Source organism: Pseudomonas sp. HR1 (assembly GCF_030175875.1).
GTDB classification, from domain to species: domain Bacteria; phylum Pseudomonadota; class Gammaproteobacteria; order Pseudomonadales; family Pseudomonadaceae; genus Chryseomonas; species Chryseomonas oryzihabitans.
Map to the genome: position 1 here is coordinate 107,172 of NZ_JASNRF010000007.1, position 13,119 is coordinate 120,290.

At 66.6% G+C, this 13,119-nt stretch carries 15 protein-coding genes; 3 read left to right on the forward strand and 12 right to left on the reverse strand.

Features of this window, described 5'->3' with window-relative positions; genetic code table 11:
• Nucleotides 1–151 precede the first annotated feature (151 nt).
• From QKY98_RS21195 to QKY98_RS21220, 6 genes are read right to left on the reverse strand one after another with little or no spacing between them, the layout of a single operon-like run.
• Nucleotides 152–805, reverse strand: coding sequence for an HAD family hydrolase (locus QKY98_RS21195; RefSeq protein WP_027601263.1), 654 nt, complete (start codon nt 803–805; stop codon nt 152–154).
• A complete protein-coding gene (locus QKY98_RS21200; RefSeq protein ID WP_027597664.1) occupies nt 802–1,791 on the reverse strand; it encodes an ABC transporter ATP-binding protein in 990 nt (329 codons plus the stop codon). Before QKY98_RS21200 ends, QKY98_RS21195 begins: the two co-directional genes overlap by 4 nt.
• Nucleotides 1,788–2,573, reverse strand: coding sequence for an ABC transporter permease (locus QKY98_RS21205; RefSeq protein ID WP_027601262.1), 786 nt, complete (start codon nt 2,571–2,573; stop codon nt 1,788–1,790). The genes QKY98_RS21200 and QKY98_RS21205 overlap by 4 nt, the downstream gene beginning before the upstream one ends.
• Entirely contained in the window at nt 2,560–3,393 is an 834-nt protein-coding gene (locus QKY98_RS21210; RefSeq protein ID WP_027601261.1) for an ABC transporter permease, read from the reverse strand. The genes QKY98_RS21205 and QKY98_RS21210 overlap by 14 nt, the downstream gene beginning before the upstream one ends.
• Nucleotides 3,390–4,190: an alkaline phosphatase family protein gene (locus QKY98_RS21215; RefSeq protein WP_077173267.1), complete on the reverse strand. Its 801-nt coding sequence runs from the start codon at nt 4,188–4,190 to the stop codon at nt 3,390–3,392. The genes QKY98_RS21210 and QKY98_RS21215 overlap by 4 nt, the downstream gene beginning before the upstream one ends.
• Before the next feature lie 4 nt (nt 4,191–4,194).
• Nucleotides 4,195–5,256 carry an ABC transporter substrate-binding protein gene (locus QKY98_RS21220; RefSeq protein WP_077173268.1) on the reverse strand — a complete coding sequence of 354 codons (1,062 nt, stop codon included), beginning with the start codon at nt 5,254–5,256 and terminating at the stop codon, nt 4,195–4,197.
• 182 nt (nt 5,257–5,438) lie between these two features.
• On the opposite strand from QKY98_RS21220, the gene QKY98_RS21225 reads away from it, so the two are divergent.
• Complete coding sequence (locus QKY98_RS21225) at nt 5,439–6,176, forward strand: UTRA domain-containing protein (RefSeq protein WP_044341329.1); 738 nt, start codon at nt 5,439–5,441, stop codon at nt 6,174–6,176.
• A gap of 7 nt (nt 6,177–6,183) precedes the next feature.
• On the opposite strand, the gene QKY98_RS21230 is transcribed toward QKY98_RS21225, so the two are convergent.
• From QKY98_RS21230 to minC, 6 genes are all read right to left on the reverse strand, one after another.
• A complete protein-coding gene (locus QKY98_RS21230; RefSeq protein WP_284671542.1) occupies nt 6,184–7,473 on the reverse strand; it encodes a M18 family aminopeptidase in 1,290 nt (429 codons plus the stop codon).
• 87 nt (nt 7,474–7,560) lie between these two features.
• A complete protein-coding gene (locus QKY98_RS21235) occupies nt 7,561–8,139 on the reverse strand; it encodes a class I SAM-dependent methyltransferase (protein WP_144960545.1) in 579 nt (192 codons plus the stop codon).
• A 43-nt stretch (nt 8,140–8,182) separates the two neighbouring features.
• The gene (locus QKY98_RS21240) at nt 8,183–8,818 is read right to left on the reverse strand and encodes an RluA family pseudouridine synthase (protein WP_284671543.1); all 636 of its coding nucleotides are present in this window, start codon (nt 8,816–8,818) and stop codon (nt 8,183–8,185) included.
• Between the two features lie 116 nt (nt 8,819–8,934).
• Nucleotides 8,935–9,189, reverse strand: coding sequence for a cell division topological specificity factor MinE (minE, locus tag QKY98_RS21245; protein ID WP_007162175.1), 255 nt, complete (start codon nt 9,187–9,189; stop codon nt 8,935–8,937).
• Nucleotides 9,186–10,004, reverse strand: a complete 819-nt coding sequence (gene minD / locus QKY98_RS21250; RefSeq protein WP_007162176.1) for a septum site-determining protein MinD — start codon at nt 10,002–10,004, stop codon at nt 9,186–9,188. Before minD ends, minE begins: the two co-directional genes overlap by 4 nt.
• 134 nt (nt 10,005–10,138) lie before the next feature.
• Entirely contained in the window at nt 10,139–10,894 is a 756-nt protein-coding gene (minC, locus tag QKY98_RS21255; protein WP_027597674.1) for a septum site-determining protein MinC, read from the reverse strand.
• Between the two features lie 151 nt (nt 10,895–11,045).
• Here minC and QKY98_RS21260 point away from each other — a divergent pair, with 151 nt between their 5' ends.
• Both QKY98_RS21260 and QKY98_RS21265 read left to right on the forward strand, forming a co-directional pair.
• The gene (locus tag QKY98_RS21260) at nt 11,046–11,981 is read left to right on the forward strand and encodes a lipid A biosynthesis lauroyl acyltransferase (RefSeq protein ID WP_181084532.1); all 936 of its coding nucleotides are present in this window, start codon (nt 11,046–11,048) and stop codon (nt 11,979–11,981) included.
• Nucleotides 11,982–13,118, forward strand: coding sequence for a patatin-like phospholipase family protein (locus tag QKY98_RS21265; protein WP_284671544.1), 1,137 nt, complete (start codon nt 11,982–11,984; stop codon nt 13,116–13,118). It abuts the gene before it with no gap.
• Nucleotide 13,119: the final 1 nt, after the last annotated feature.

Genomic DNA, 13,119 nt, shown 5'->3' on the forward strand with positions numbered 1-13,119 from the left:
GGCCATGGCGGTCCGCCGCTACGGCCGCTCCTACAGATCGAGTCCGCTGTAGGCGCAACTGTCTTTATCGCGGCCATGGGCCGCTCCTACGAGGGGTGATGCTTCTGTAGGAGCGGCCCATGGCCGCGATAACATGCGTGTCTGACTGACTCTACCGCCAGCTGAGGATCGGCCAGCCAGCCTGTGCCGCGCGCTCGCGCAATACCGGATCGGGGTTGACCACGTGCGGCTTGCCCACCGCTTCGAGCAGCGGCAGGTCGTTGCGCGAGTCGGAGTAGAAGCTGGCGCCAGCCAGCAGGCTGCGGTCGCCGCCGAGCAGTTCCAGCAGGCGGGTCAGCTTGCCTTCGCGAAAGGTCATGACGCCTTCCACCTGGCCGCTGTAGACGCCGTGATTGACCTGCAGGTCGATGGCCAGCACTTCTTCCACGCCGAGGCGTTCGGCGATGGGCTCCACCAGATGCACCCCGGAAGCCGAGACTATGATCACCCGGTCGCCGGCCGCGCGGTGGGCGGCGATGCACTTCATGGCGTCGCTGAAGATCAGGGGTTCGATGACGTCCTCGACCCAGGGCCCGACCTCGAAATCCACTTCCTCGGGCGTGCGGCCCACTAGGGGTTCGAGGTGGAAGGCCATGTAGTCTTCCATGGCCAACTCGCCCTGGGCGTACGCCGCCATCAGCTCGCTGTCGCGCCGCACGAAGGACTCGCGGTCGACCCAGCCGAGCACGCCCATCTGCTGGCTCCACAGGCTGGAACAGTCACCGTCGATAAGGGTTTCGTCGAGATCGAAAATCGCCAGGGTCATGCCACTTCTCTCAGGCTGTCGGAGTCGACGGCCAGGGTGACGGCTGTGCCGTTCGGCTGCAAGGCCGTCGGCCCATGGTTGAGAACGTCGACATTGAGTTCGCAGGCTTCGGTGGCGATCCGGTAGCGGATCACGTTGCCCAACAGGCTGTGACCGACGATGCGGCCGCTGAAACCGCCGGCGACGCCGAGTCGGATGGCCTCGGGGCGAATCGCCACCTGCCCCTGGAAGGTCTGGCCGAACAGGCGGCTGGCCTGGTCGGCGCTGAGCAGGTTGTAGTTGCCGATGAAGCCGGCGGCGAAGGCATCCACCGGTGCGGTGTAGAGGGTCTCGGCATCGCCGCTCTGGACGATGCGCCCCTCGCGCATCAGCACGATGCGATCGGACAGGGTGAGGGCTTCTTCCTGATCGTGGGTGACGAACACCGTGGTCAGGCCCAGCTCCTGCTGGATGGCGCGGATCTGTTCGCGCAGGTGGCGACGGATGCGGGCATCCAGCGCCGAGAGGGGTTCGTCCAGCAGCAGCAGCCGCGGCCGCACGATCAGCGAGCGCGCCAGGGCCACGCGCTGGCACTGGCCGCCGGAGAGCTGGTGCGGATAGCGCTCGGCGAAGCCCTGCAGTTCTACCAGGGTCAGGGCCTCGCGCACCCGCTGTTCGATTTCGTCCCGCGCCAGGCGCTGCATGCGCAGGCCGAAGGCGACGTTCTGCGCCACGGTCATGTTGGGAAACAGCGCATAGCTCTGGAACACCATGGCGATGCCACGGCGCTGCGGCGGCAGGTGGGTGATGTCCTGTCCCGCCAGCACGATGGCGCCGCGATCGACCTCGGTGAGCCCGGCCAGGCAGCGCAGCAGGGTGGACTTGCCGCAGCCCGAGGGGCCGAGCAGGGTCACCAGTTCGCCCTGTTCCGCATGGAATTCGATGTCGGTGAACAGGGTATTGGCGCCGTAGCGCTTGTGCAGTCCCTTGACCGCGAGATAGCTCATGTCCGCTCCCGATTCAGGCGATTGGCGATCCAAGTCAGCAGCAGGACCGCGAGGAAGTAGGAGATCACCAGGGCGCTGGTCAGGTGGCCGCTGCCGTTGCGCAGGTTGTAGAGATAGATCTGCAGGGTCTCGTAGCGCGTCCCCACCAGCAGGTTGGCGAAGACGAATTCGCCGATGAGAAAGGAGAAGGACAGGAACAGCGCCACCATCAGGCCGGTGCGCAGATTGGGCAGCACCACCAGCAGGGCGGCGCGCCAGGAGCTGGCGCCGAGCAGGTGGGCGGCGTCCATCAGGTCGCGCAGATTCAGCGCCTGGAGGTTGTTGCTGATGGCGCGGTACATGAAGGGCAGGGCGATGGTGAAGTAGCAGAACACCAGGATCCAGGGCGTGCCGGTCAGCGGCAGCGGCCCGCTCGCATAGAGCTGCAACAGGCCCACCGCCGAGACCACCGGTGGCACGGCGAAGGGCAAGAGGATCAGCACGTTCATCAGCGCATCCAGCCGCGGGAAGTGATAGGCGATGGCGAACATGGCCGGCAGGATCAGCACGCAGGACAGCGCCAGGGCGCCAAAGCAGATCGCCAGGGAGCGACCGAAGGCGGCGAGAAAGCGCGGATCGCTCCACAGCTGCAGGTACCACTTGAAGGTGAAGCCCGCCGGCAGCAGGGTCGCCGACCACTGGGTGGCCAGGGAATATATGAGGGTCGCGGCGAGGGGCGTGAACAGGATCAGGAACAGGATCCAGACCACCAGCCGATGGTAGAGGCGCTCAGCTCTGGACATGACGACTCCGCCGCAGCAGCCATTGATGGACGAGGGTGATCAGGGTCATGAAGGCCACCAGCAGCATGGCCAGCGCCGCGGCCAGGTTGGGTTCCAGATAGATGTCGCCGGAGACCAGGGCGGCGATGCGCACCGGCACCACGTTGAAGTTGCCGGTGGTGAGGGCATAGACCGTGGCGTAGGCGCCCAGGGCGTTGGCGAGCAGGATGATGAAGGTGCCGACCAGCGCCGGACTGAGCACCGGCAGGCCGATGTGCCGCCAGTATTGCCAGGTGCCGGCACCCAGCAGCGCCGCCGCGTCGCGCCAGTCCTGCTTCAGGGCTTCGAAGGCCGGGAACAGCAGCAGCACGCCCAGGGGAATCTGGAAGTAGGTGTAGATGAGGATCAGGCCGCCCTTGGTGTAGAGGTTGAAGCCTTCGATCAGCCCGAATTGCTTGAGCGCCAGGGTCAGGCAGCCGTTGATGCCCAGCAGGATGATAAAGGCAAAGGCCAGCGGCACCCCGGCGAAGTTGCTGGTCATGTTGGTGAAGGCCACCACGAAGCCGCGCAGCCGCGAGTCGACCCGGGTCAGCGAATAGGCGCCGAGCAGCGCGATCAGCAGGCCGCAGACGCTGGACCAGAGCGAAATCTCCAGGGAGAAGCGGATGGCCTGCAGGTAGAAGGGCGAGCCGAGGATTTCGGCGTAGTTGCCCAGGCCCCAGCCGCTTTCGCTGGAGTTGAAGCTGTTGAAGGCGATCCAGGCCAGGGGCGCCAGCTGGAAGGCGCCGAACACCAGCAGGAAAGGCAGGATCAGCAGCAGGGCGAGTCGGGGCCGCTTCATGCCAGCAGCTCCCGACACAGGGGCTTGTCATGGGCGAGGAGGCCCAGCAGCGTGCAGACGGTGCCGCAGAGCTCCACCTGCAGCGGCGTCGCCTCGCCCAGGGAGAAGCCTGCGCCAAAGACGAACAGGGGCACTTCGCGTTCTTCCGGCAGCGTCCCGCCGTGACTGCGGTCGTCGTTCATGCCGTGATCGGCGGTCACCAGCACCTGGTAGCCGGCGTCCAGCCAGGCGGGCAGGTAGTGGGACAGCAGGCCGTCGGCGCGGCGCGCGGCGTTGCGGTACTCGGGGCTGGAGAGCCCGTGCCGGTGACCGGCATCGTCGATGTTCATCGGATGCACCAGCAGGATGTCCGGGTCATGGGCCAGGCGCAGGTGCTCGGCATCGTCGAACAGATGGGAATCCGGATAGTGGTCGGCGTAATAGAAGTGGCCGTGCTGGATCGGCAGGGCGGTGTCGCTGACGTGCCTGTCCCGTGCCCGGTCGAAGGGGCTGCGATTGTAGAGTTCGCTGACCCAGTGATAGGCCGCCGCCGCCGTGGTAAGGCCGGCGGCCCGGGCCAGGTGGAAGAGGCTGGTCTGGTTGGACAGCCGGTCCACGCCGTTGTGGACGATGCCGCTGCGCACCGGGGGCACCCCGGTGAGCAGGCATTCGTAGAGCGGACGGGAGAGCGAGGGCAACTCGCATTCCATCCGGTAAAGGCGACCCCGGCCGGCCAGGCAGAGCGCCTGGAGGAAGCCGAGTCCGTGTTCGGCGACCCTCAGGGCGAGTCCGTCCAGCACGACCAGGATGACCTTCATGACGTCACTGCTGCATGTTGATCAGAACGTGTTCCTGCCAGAGCCGCGGCAGGCGCTTGGAGGTCTCTTCCCACGCCTTGGCGTCGGCAATGGGACGGGCCTTGGCGTATTGCGCCTGGGGCAGCAGCTTGGCCTGGACATCGGCCGGCAGGGTCAGGTGCTCCGCGCGGATCGGTCGGGCATAGCCCTGGGCCAGGTTGATCTGGCCGGCGTCGGAGAAGATGTACTCGCGGGTCAGCTTGGCGGCGTTGGGGTGCTTGGCGTACTTGTTGATGATGGTGGTGTAGCCGGAGGTCACCGAGCCATCGGAGGGGATCAGCACCTCGAAGCGCGAGCGATCGATCTGGTCGCGATAGTTGAGGGCATTGAAGTCCCACACCACGCCGACTTCCACTTCACCCTTCTCGAGGTTGGCCACCACCGGGTTGGTGAAGGCCAGGCGGCCCTGCTTGGCCAGCTTGGCGAAGAAATCCAGCGCCGGCTTGATGTTCTTTTCGTCGCCGCCGTTGGCATAGGCCGCCGCCAGTACGCCGCTCACCGCCTGGGAGGCCGCGCTGACGTCGCCGATGGTGACCTTGTAGTTGCCCTTGAGCAGGTCGGCCCAGGAATGGGGAACGTCCTTGACGGTCTGCTTGTTGACGATGAAGGCGATGGTGCCGGTGTAGGCCAGCGCCCAGTGACCGTCGCTGTCCTTGGCCCAGCTCGGGACCTGGTCCCAGGTGCTGGGTTTGTAGGGCTGGGTAACGCCCTTCTGCACGGCGATGGGGCCGAAGGAAGCACCGACGTCACCGATGTCGGCGGAGGCGTTCTCGCCTTCGGCGGCGAACTTGGCGATCTCCTGGGCGGAGCTCATGTCGGTATCCTGGTGCTTGAGTCCGTACTTCTGCTCAAGGTCCTGCCAGGTGCCTTTCCAGTTCGCCCAGGTATCGGGCATGCCGACGCTGTTCACCTCGCCTTCCTTGCGGGCGGCGGCTTCGAGGGCTTTGAGATCGACGGTATCGGCGAAGGCGGTACCGGCCTGTACCGCAACGGCTGTGGCCAACAGGGAAGCAAGCAGACGGGTCATACGGGCGCTCCAGGGATTAGGGCTTGGTCTAGGTCAGCAAGACACAGGCCAATCTAGGGCCGGGGTATGACGATTTGATGGCAATCCGCCCAGGTTCTCTGCTGGCACGGGCGCTGCAGTCGTCACCAAGCGGTCATCTGGCCGTCTTAGTCTCCAACCAAACCCTAGTCGAGGCGTTACGGGTGCACCAATCTGAAACTGGTCTAGTCCAAAGAAGTGCGCCAGGTGCCGGCGCCATCCGCCAGGCCCTGCAGGAGCAGATCGCCCACGGTCTGCTGCCGGCCATGGAGCGCCTGCCGTCCGAGCGCCAGCTGAGCGAACTCTTCGCCACCACCCGCATCACCCTGCGCGAAGCCCTGCTGCAGCTGGAGGCCCTGGGGCTGATCTATCGCGAGGAACGCCGCGGCTGGTTCGTCGCCCCACCGCGCCTGGCCTACAACCCCCTGGCGCGGACCCATTTCCATGCCATGGTGGAAGCCCAGGGTCGCCGACCGGCTACCGAGGTGCTGGCGGCGCGGCAGATGCTGGCCTCGGCGGAGATCTGCCGCCTGCTGGAGTTGCCGGCGCTGTCCAGCGTCTATCAGATCCGCCGGGTCCGCCGCGTGGATGGCCGACTGGTGCTCTATGTCGAGCACTACCTCAATGCCGCCTATTTCCCGGGCCTGCTGGAGCACGACCTGCAGCGCTCTCTCACCGAGCTGTATCGCGACCGCTACGATATCCGCTACGGCGAGGTGCGCTTCGAGATCCTGCCCACGGCGCTGCTGCCGGAAGCGGCCCAGGCGCTGCGGGTGGCCCAGGGCAGTCCGGCGCTGCACATCACCCGCATCAACCACGACCAGCAGGGACGCCTGATCGACTGCGACCTGGAATTCTGGCGGCACGACGCCATCCAGGTCAGGGTCGAGGTGCCGGACTAGACCGGCGTCAGAGCGGCAATTCGCTGCTCGAATAGAAGGCCGTCAGTACCTTGATCAGATGGCCCAGGTCGTGGCTGCCGGCCAATTCGCGGATGGAGTGCATGGCGAAGGTGGGCAGACCGATGTCCACGGTGCGCACGCCCAGCTGTCCGGCGGTGATGGGCCCGATGGTGGAGCCGCAACCCATGTCGCTGCGCACCACGAAACTCTGCACCGGCACCCCTTCGCGCTGGCAGAGGTCGCGGAAGAAGGCCGCGGTCTCGCTGCTGGTGGCATAGCGCTGGTTGGCATTCACCTTGATGACCGGTCCGGCGTTCAGTTTCGGGCCGTGGTTGCCATCGTGCTTGTCGGCGTAGTTGGGGTGCACGCCATGGGCGTTGTCGGCCGAGATCAGCAGCGAGCGCTGCAGGGTGCGGGTAAAGGCATCCCCGACGGGCAGCAGGCGCTGCAGCACCTGTTCGAGGAAGGGGCCGTCGGCGCCGCAGCAGGAGGTGGAGCCCACTTCCTCGTGATCGGTGCAGACCAGTACGGCGTTTTCGTTGCCCTCGTCGGCCAGCAGGGCTTCCAGACCGGCATAGCAGGACAGCAGATTGTCCAGGCGCGCGGCGGCGATGAAATCGTCTTCCAGGCCGACCAGGGCAGCGGGCTGGACGTCATAGAAGCTCAGTTCGAAATCCAGCACCTCGGCGTCGTCGAGGCCGTGCTCCTGTTGCAGGCGGGTGGCCAGCAGGGCGCGGAAGTCGCGCCGCTCGCCGGCCGGCACCTGGGCCAGGATCGGCGGCAATTCGTTCTGGGCGTTGATGGCCCAGCCCTGGTTGGCTTCGCGATTGAGGTGGATGGCCAGGTTGGGAATGATCGCCAGCGGCTTGCGGAAGTCGATCAGTCGACTCTGCACCCGGCCGCCGGCGCGAAAGGTCACCCGGCCCGCCAGGGACAGGTCGCGGTCGAACCAGGGCGCCATCAGCATGCCGCCGTAGACCTCGACGCCCAGTTGCCAGAAGCCCTGCCGTTGCAGCTCCGGCTGCGGCTTGACCTTGAGGCAGGGGCTGTCGGTATGGGCGCCGACCAGGCGCAGACCGCGCTCCAGGGGTAGGGCGCCCAGGCGTACGGCGATCAGCGAGGAATCGTTGCGGGTGACGTAGTAGCGGCCACCCGGCTGCACGGACCAGCTCTCGCGCTCGTCCAGGCGCTGGTAGCCGGCAGCTTCGAGACGGCGGGCGAGGGTGGCGGTGGCATGGAAGGGGGTGGGGGAACTGGCGAGGAAATCGATGAGGCCTTGGATCTGATCGGTACGCATGGACGACTCCGGACGACAAGGTGTCCAGTCTAGGTTCTGGACCCGGGGGAGTCGAGCGTAGCGCCGGGTCCGGCGGCACCGCCTTGCTCAGCGGCGTTGCAGCACCAGGTGATGGATGTGCCAGTGCTTGGGCCGCCCGACCGCGGTATGGCCGTCCTCTTCCTCTTCCCGGTGCAGGAGGACGTCCCAGTCCTGGAGAAACCGCCGCAGGGCCGCGGCGTCGACTACCGTCACGCCCTTGCTGGCCCAGCTGTCCCGCTCGCCGAAGAGCTGGCCACAGAACAGACCACCCGGACGGACCGCCGCCGTGATCCCGTTCCACAGCGCGGGGAAATGGGCCGGTTCACAGAAGGGCAGGGCGAAGCTGGAATTGAGGAGGTCACAGCGGGGGAGGGTGACCGTCTCGAAGCGGGCCTGGCGGGTTTCCAGGCGCCCCCGCAGCAGGGCCGGCGTGCGCTCGCGCAGCGCGCTCAGGGCCTCGGGCTCGGCATCCAGGGCCAGCACCTGCCAGCCCTGCTCCAGCAGCACCAGGGTGTCGCGACCGGTGCCACAGCCCAGGTCCAGCGCCAAGCCTGGCGGACTCGACCAGGACGAGAGCGCCTGCAGCAAGGTCTCACGCGGACCGCCTGCGGCGGTGGCGGTGTAGTAGGACGTCCATTGCGACAAGCGGCGTTCCTCCGGTCGAGTGCCTCAGTAGGCCAGCGAAGGATCAGAAAGGCGCGGGACTGGTAAAGCTCATCCGCTCGCCCGAGACGGGATGGGTCAGCGTCAGCAGGCTGGCGTGGAGGCAGAGGCGGGGCCGGAGCGCCAGCGCCTCGCCCTGGGCATAGAGCTGATCGCCCAGCAGCGGATGACCGATGCTCAGCATATGGACGCGCAACTGGTGGGAACGGCCGGTGATGGGGGTGAGTTCCACCCGGCTGTAGTGACCGTAACGCTCCAGCACCTGCCAGAAGGTCAGGGCATGGCGCCCCAGTTCGTGATCCACCACGTGGCGCGGCTTGGTCGGCGGGTCGTAGCGCAGCGGCAATTCGATGCGACCGCTGTTGGCCTCCGGCTCGCCCCAGCAGAGGGCGCTATAGGCCTTTTCCGTTTCCCGGTCATGGAATTGCCGGGACAGCTCGCGGTGGCTGTCGGCATCCCGCGCCAGCACGATGACCCCGGAGGTCTCCCAGTCCAGGCGGTGGACGATACGGGCCTCCGGATAGCCGTTTTCCTGCAGGCGGGTCACCAGGCAGTCACGGTTGTCTTCGGCGCGACCGGGGACCGATAGCAGCAGGGTGGGCTTGTCGACCACCAGCAGGGCGTCGTCCTGGTGAATGATACGGATGTTGGAGAGGGGCATGGGCTTCCTGGGGGCCTGCTTGCGAAGCCGGCCCGCGCCTGACGGGCGCAGCGGATTCGACATGGCTTAAACGCCAACGGCGGCCCTGGGGCCGCCGCTGTCCTGCAAGACGCGCCTTAGCGGTCGGGCAGGGTGATGTTGAGTTCGAGGATCGAGCAGCTGCCCTGGTTTTCCAGTTCGACCTGGATCTGGTCCTGCTCGATGGGCACGTACTTGCGGATCACTTCCAGCAGGTCCTTCTGCAGTTGCGGCAGATAGTCCGGCTGCTCGTGGCGCCCGCGTTCGTGGGCCACGATGATCTGCAGCCGCTCCTTGGCTATCGAAGCGCTGTTCTGCTTCTTCCGATCGCGAAAGAAGTCGAAGATGCTCATTCGCCACCACCCCCGAACAGACGTTGCAGGAAGCCTTTCTTCTTCACGTCGAGGAAGCGATAGGCCACTTCCTTGCCGAGCAGTCGCTCCACGGTATCACTGTAGGCCTGGCCGGCGTCGCTCTGTTCGTCGAGAATCACCGGAATACCCTGGTTCGACGCCTTGAGCACCGCCTGGGATTCGGGGATCACGCCCAGCAGGCGAATGGACAGGATCTCTTCCACGTCCTCGACGCCGAGCATTTCGCCCTTGGTCACGCGCTCGGGGTTGTAGCGGGTCAGCAGCAGGTGTTCCTTGATGGCTTCCTCGCCCTTTTCCGCGCGCCGCGACTTGCTGGCCAGCAGGCCGAGCATGCGGTCGGAGTCGCGGACCGAGGAGACTTCGGGGTTGGTCACCACGATGGCCTCGTCGGCGAAGTACATCGCCAGGTGGGCGCCCTTCTCGATGCCGGCGGGGGAATCGCAGACGATGAAATCGAAGGTCTGCTTGAGTTCGTTGATCACGCGCTCGACGCCATCCTGGGTCAGGGCGTCCTTGTCACGGGTCTGGCTGGCGGCCAGCACGAACAGGTTCTCGAGACGCTTGTCCTTGATCAGGGCCTGGCTCAGGGTGGCTTCGTTGTTGATCACGTTGACGAAGTCGTACACCACGCGGCGCTCGCAGCCCATGATCAGGTCGAGGTTACGCAGGCCGACGTCGAAGTCGACGATGACGGTCTTGTGGCCGCGCAGGGCGAGACCGGTACCGATGGCGGCGCTGCTGGTGGTCTTGCCGACGCCGCCCTTGCCGGAGGTGACTACGAGTACTTTGGCCAAACTGATTCACCTTGATCGAAAGTAATAACTGAAGCGACTCGGTGCCCTCGGTGACGAGATTGCAGGCAGTGTCGCGCTTCGTGTTGCCGTTGGCGGCTTAGGCGCCAACTGCGAAAAATTCGCGGAAGTATCCGTTAAAGACGGGTGATGTTCAACACATCTCCCACCAGGCTGACCTGCACCGGATTGCCCCATTGTGGATGGCGTCGCAGGTCTTCGGCGACCTTGTACTGGCCGGCGATGGAAAGCAGTTCCGCGGTCAGCTGCTGGCAGAAAATCCGCGCTTTAGTATCACCTTTGACGCCGGCCAGTGCCCGGCCGCGCATGGGGCCGTAGACATGAATGTTGCCGTCGGCGAGCAGTTCGGCGCCCGGGCTGACCGGTGCCAGCACCACCAGATCACCGGCCGGAGCATAGAGCTGCACGCCGCCGCGCACCGGTGCGGTGATGATCTTGGTGGGATTGATCGGCGGGGCGGGCGGTACGACCGGTTTGGGCGGTTCCGCCGGCTTCACCGGTTCGCGATCGCGTGGTTCGACCTGGCGCTCGCGGCCGCCGGAGCTGGGCGGCAGGATCGGCAGGTCGTAGTCGTTGGCGGCGGCCAGGTCCCCGCTGCGACTGGCACGCAGGGCCAGGGTGCGCAGGCCATGACGGCGGCAGAGATCGAGGAGGGCGCCCAGGTCGAGCGGGCCGGCATCCTCGGCGAGCTTGTCCAGGCCCAGCACCAGCGGCGTTTCCTGGAAGAAGTTGGGGGCCTGGGCGACCTTCTGGGCCAGTTGCCGGTCCAGGCGCCCCAGGTCGTTGCGGAGAAGCTCCAGCACGGTCACGGCGAGCATGTTGCCCTTGAGCTGGAAGACGGAGTCGCTTTCGGAAGGATCGGCTGCGGTCATGGTGGGTACTTGTGCTTGGATGGCGGGACTTATAGCGGGATGCCCCGCGTGTCGCAACCCTCACCGGGTGCGGGGGGCCGTGACTGTGAAGGCTACGGGAAATCTGCGCGAGGCCTGTAGAATGGCGCGACTTTTTCATGCAGGAGTTCCGATGGAGCGGCCGTCTTTCCGCCTCGCCTTTCTCAATCCACGTTATTGGCCGCTCTGGCTGGGGCTCGGTCTGCTCTGGCTGGTGGTGCAACTGCCCTACGCCGTGCTGCTGCGTCTGGCCCGGGGACTCGGCTGGATCTTCTATCACGTCGCCGGGCAGCGCCGAGCCATCGCCCGCCGCAATCTGGAACTCTGCTTTCCCCAGCTCGACGAACAGGCGCGTGACCTGTTGCTCAGGCGCAACTTCGCCAGCAGCGCCATGGCCCTGCTGGAGATGGCCATGAGCTGGTGGTGGCCGCGGCAGCGCCTGGCCCGGCTGGCCCACATCGAAGGCCTCGAGCACCTCCAGGCCGCCCAGCGCGACGGGCAGGGCGTGATCCTCATGGCGCTGCATTTCACCACCCTGGAAATCGGTGCGGCGCTGCTCGGTCAGCGGCACACCATCGATGGCATGTACCGCCAGCACAAGAATCCGGTGTTCGACTTCATCCAGCGCCGTGGTCGCGAGCGCCACAACCTGGACGCCACCGCCATCGAGCGCGAGGACGTGCGCGCCATGCTCAAGGTGCTGCGCGCCGGTCGTGCCATCTGGTACGCGCCGGATCAGGACTACGGCGCCAAGCAGAGCCTCTTCGTGCCGCTGTTCGGCATCCAGGCGGCGACGGTGACGGCCACCACCAAGTTCGCCCGTTTGGGGCGGGCCAGGGTGCTGCCCTTCACCCAGGAACGCCTGGCGGATGGTTCGGGTTATCGCCTGGTGGTCCATCCGCCGCTGGCCGACTTCCCTGGCGACAGCGAGGAAGCCGACTGCCTGCGCATCAACCAGTGGGTGGAGCACTGCGTCAGCCAGTTGCCCGAGCAATACCTCTGGGCCCACCGGCGCTTCAAGACCCGCCCGGCCGGTGAGCCCAAGCTCTATCCGAAGAAGAAGCGCTAGATGAGTTTGGGCGGCGAAGGGCGCACGGGGCTGATTCTGGCCGGCGGTGGCGCGCGGGCCGCCTATCAGGTCGGGGTGGTGCAGGTGGTCGCGGACACCCTGGCGGTCCGTTCCGACAATCCCTTTCCGATTCTCGTCGGTACCTCGGCGGGGGCGCTGAACGCCGCCGTGCTGGGCTGTGGCGCCCTGGATTTCGGCCGCGCGGTGGATCGCCTGGCGGCGGTCTGGGCAGGGCTGGACACGGCGATGATCTATCGCAGCGACTGGGCGGGGGCGACCCGCCAGGCCGTGCGCTTCGGGCTGCAGACGCTGTTCGGCGCCTGGCGCCAGGAGCCCCTGGCCCTGCTCGACAACGCCCCGCTGCGAGCCCTGCTCAGCCGCGAGCTGGATTTCTCCGGCATCACCGCCGCCTTGCGCCAGCGCGCCCTGCGCGCCGTGGCAGTCACGGCGTTCGGTTACGCCTCGGGCCAGGCGATGACCTTCTATCAGAGTCATGGCGCCCTGGATCCCTGGTTTCGCCATCGGCGCGTCGGGGTTCCGGCGCGGCTGGCGGTCGACCACCTGCTCGCCAGCACGGCCATTCCGCTGTTCTTTCCGCCGGTGAAGGTGGGGCGTGAATACCTGGGCGATGGCTCGGTGCGGCAGACGGCGCCCATCAGTCCGGCGCTGCATCTGGGGGCGGATCGCATCCTGGTCATAGGGCTCGGCGCGCCCGGGGGGCACGAGCACGGCCTGCAGGGTCGGCCGCCGACGGTGGCGCAGATCGGCGGCCACCTGCTCAACAGCACCTTCGTCGATGCCCTGGACAGCGACACCGAAACCCTGCGGCGTCTCAATCTGCTGAGCAGTGCGCTGCCGGCGGGGGATCCGGTCAGCGGACGGTTCTGCCGTCCCGTGGAGATGCTGGTGATCGCGCCCAGCCAGCCGCTGGCGGATATCGCCACCCACCATCGCAAGCGCCTGCCGCCGGCCTTGCGGCAGTTGCTGCGCGGCGTCGGGGTGAACCGGCCTTCGGGCAGTGCACTGCTCAGCTATCTGCTGTTCGAGGCGGCCTATTGCCAGGAACTCATGGCGCTGGGACGGGCCGATGCCCAGGCCCGCCTACCGGAGCTGCGGGCCTTTCTCGCCGGCGCCTAGG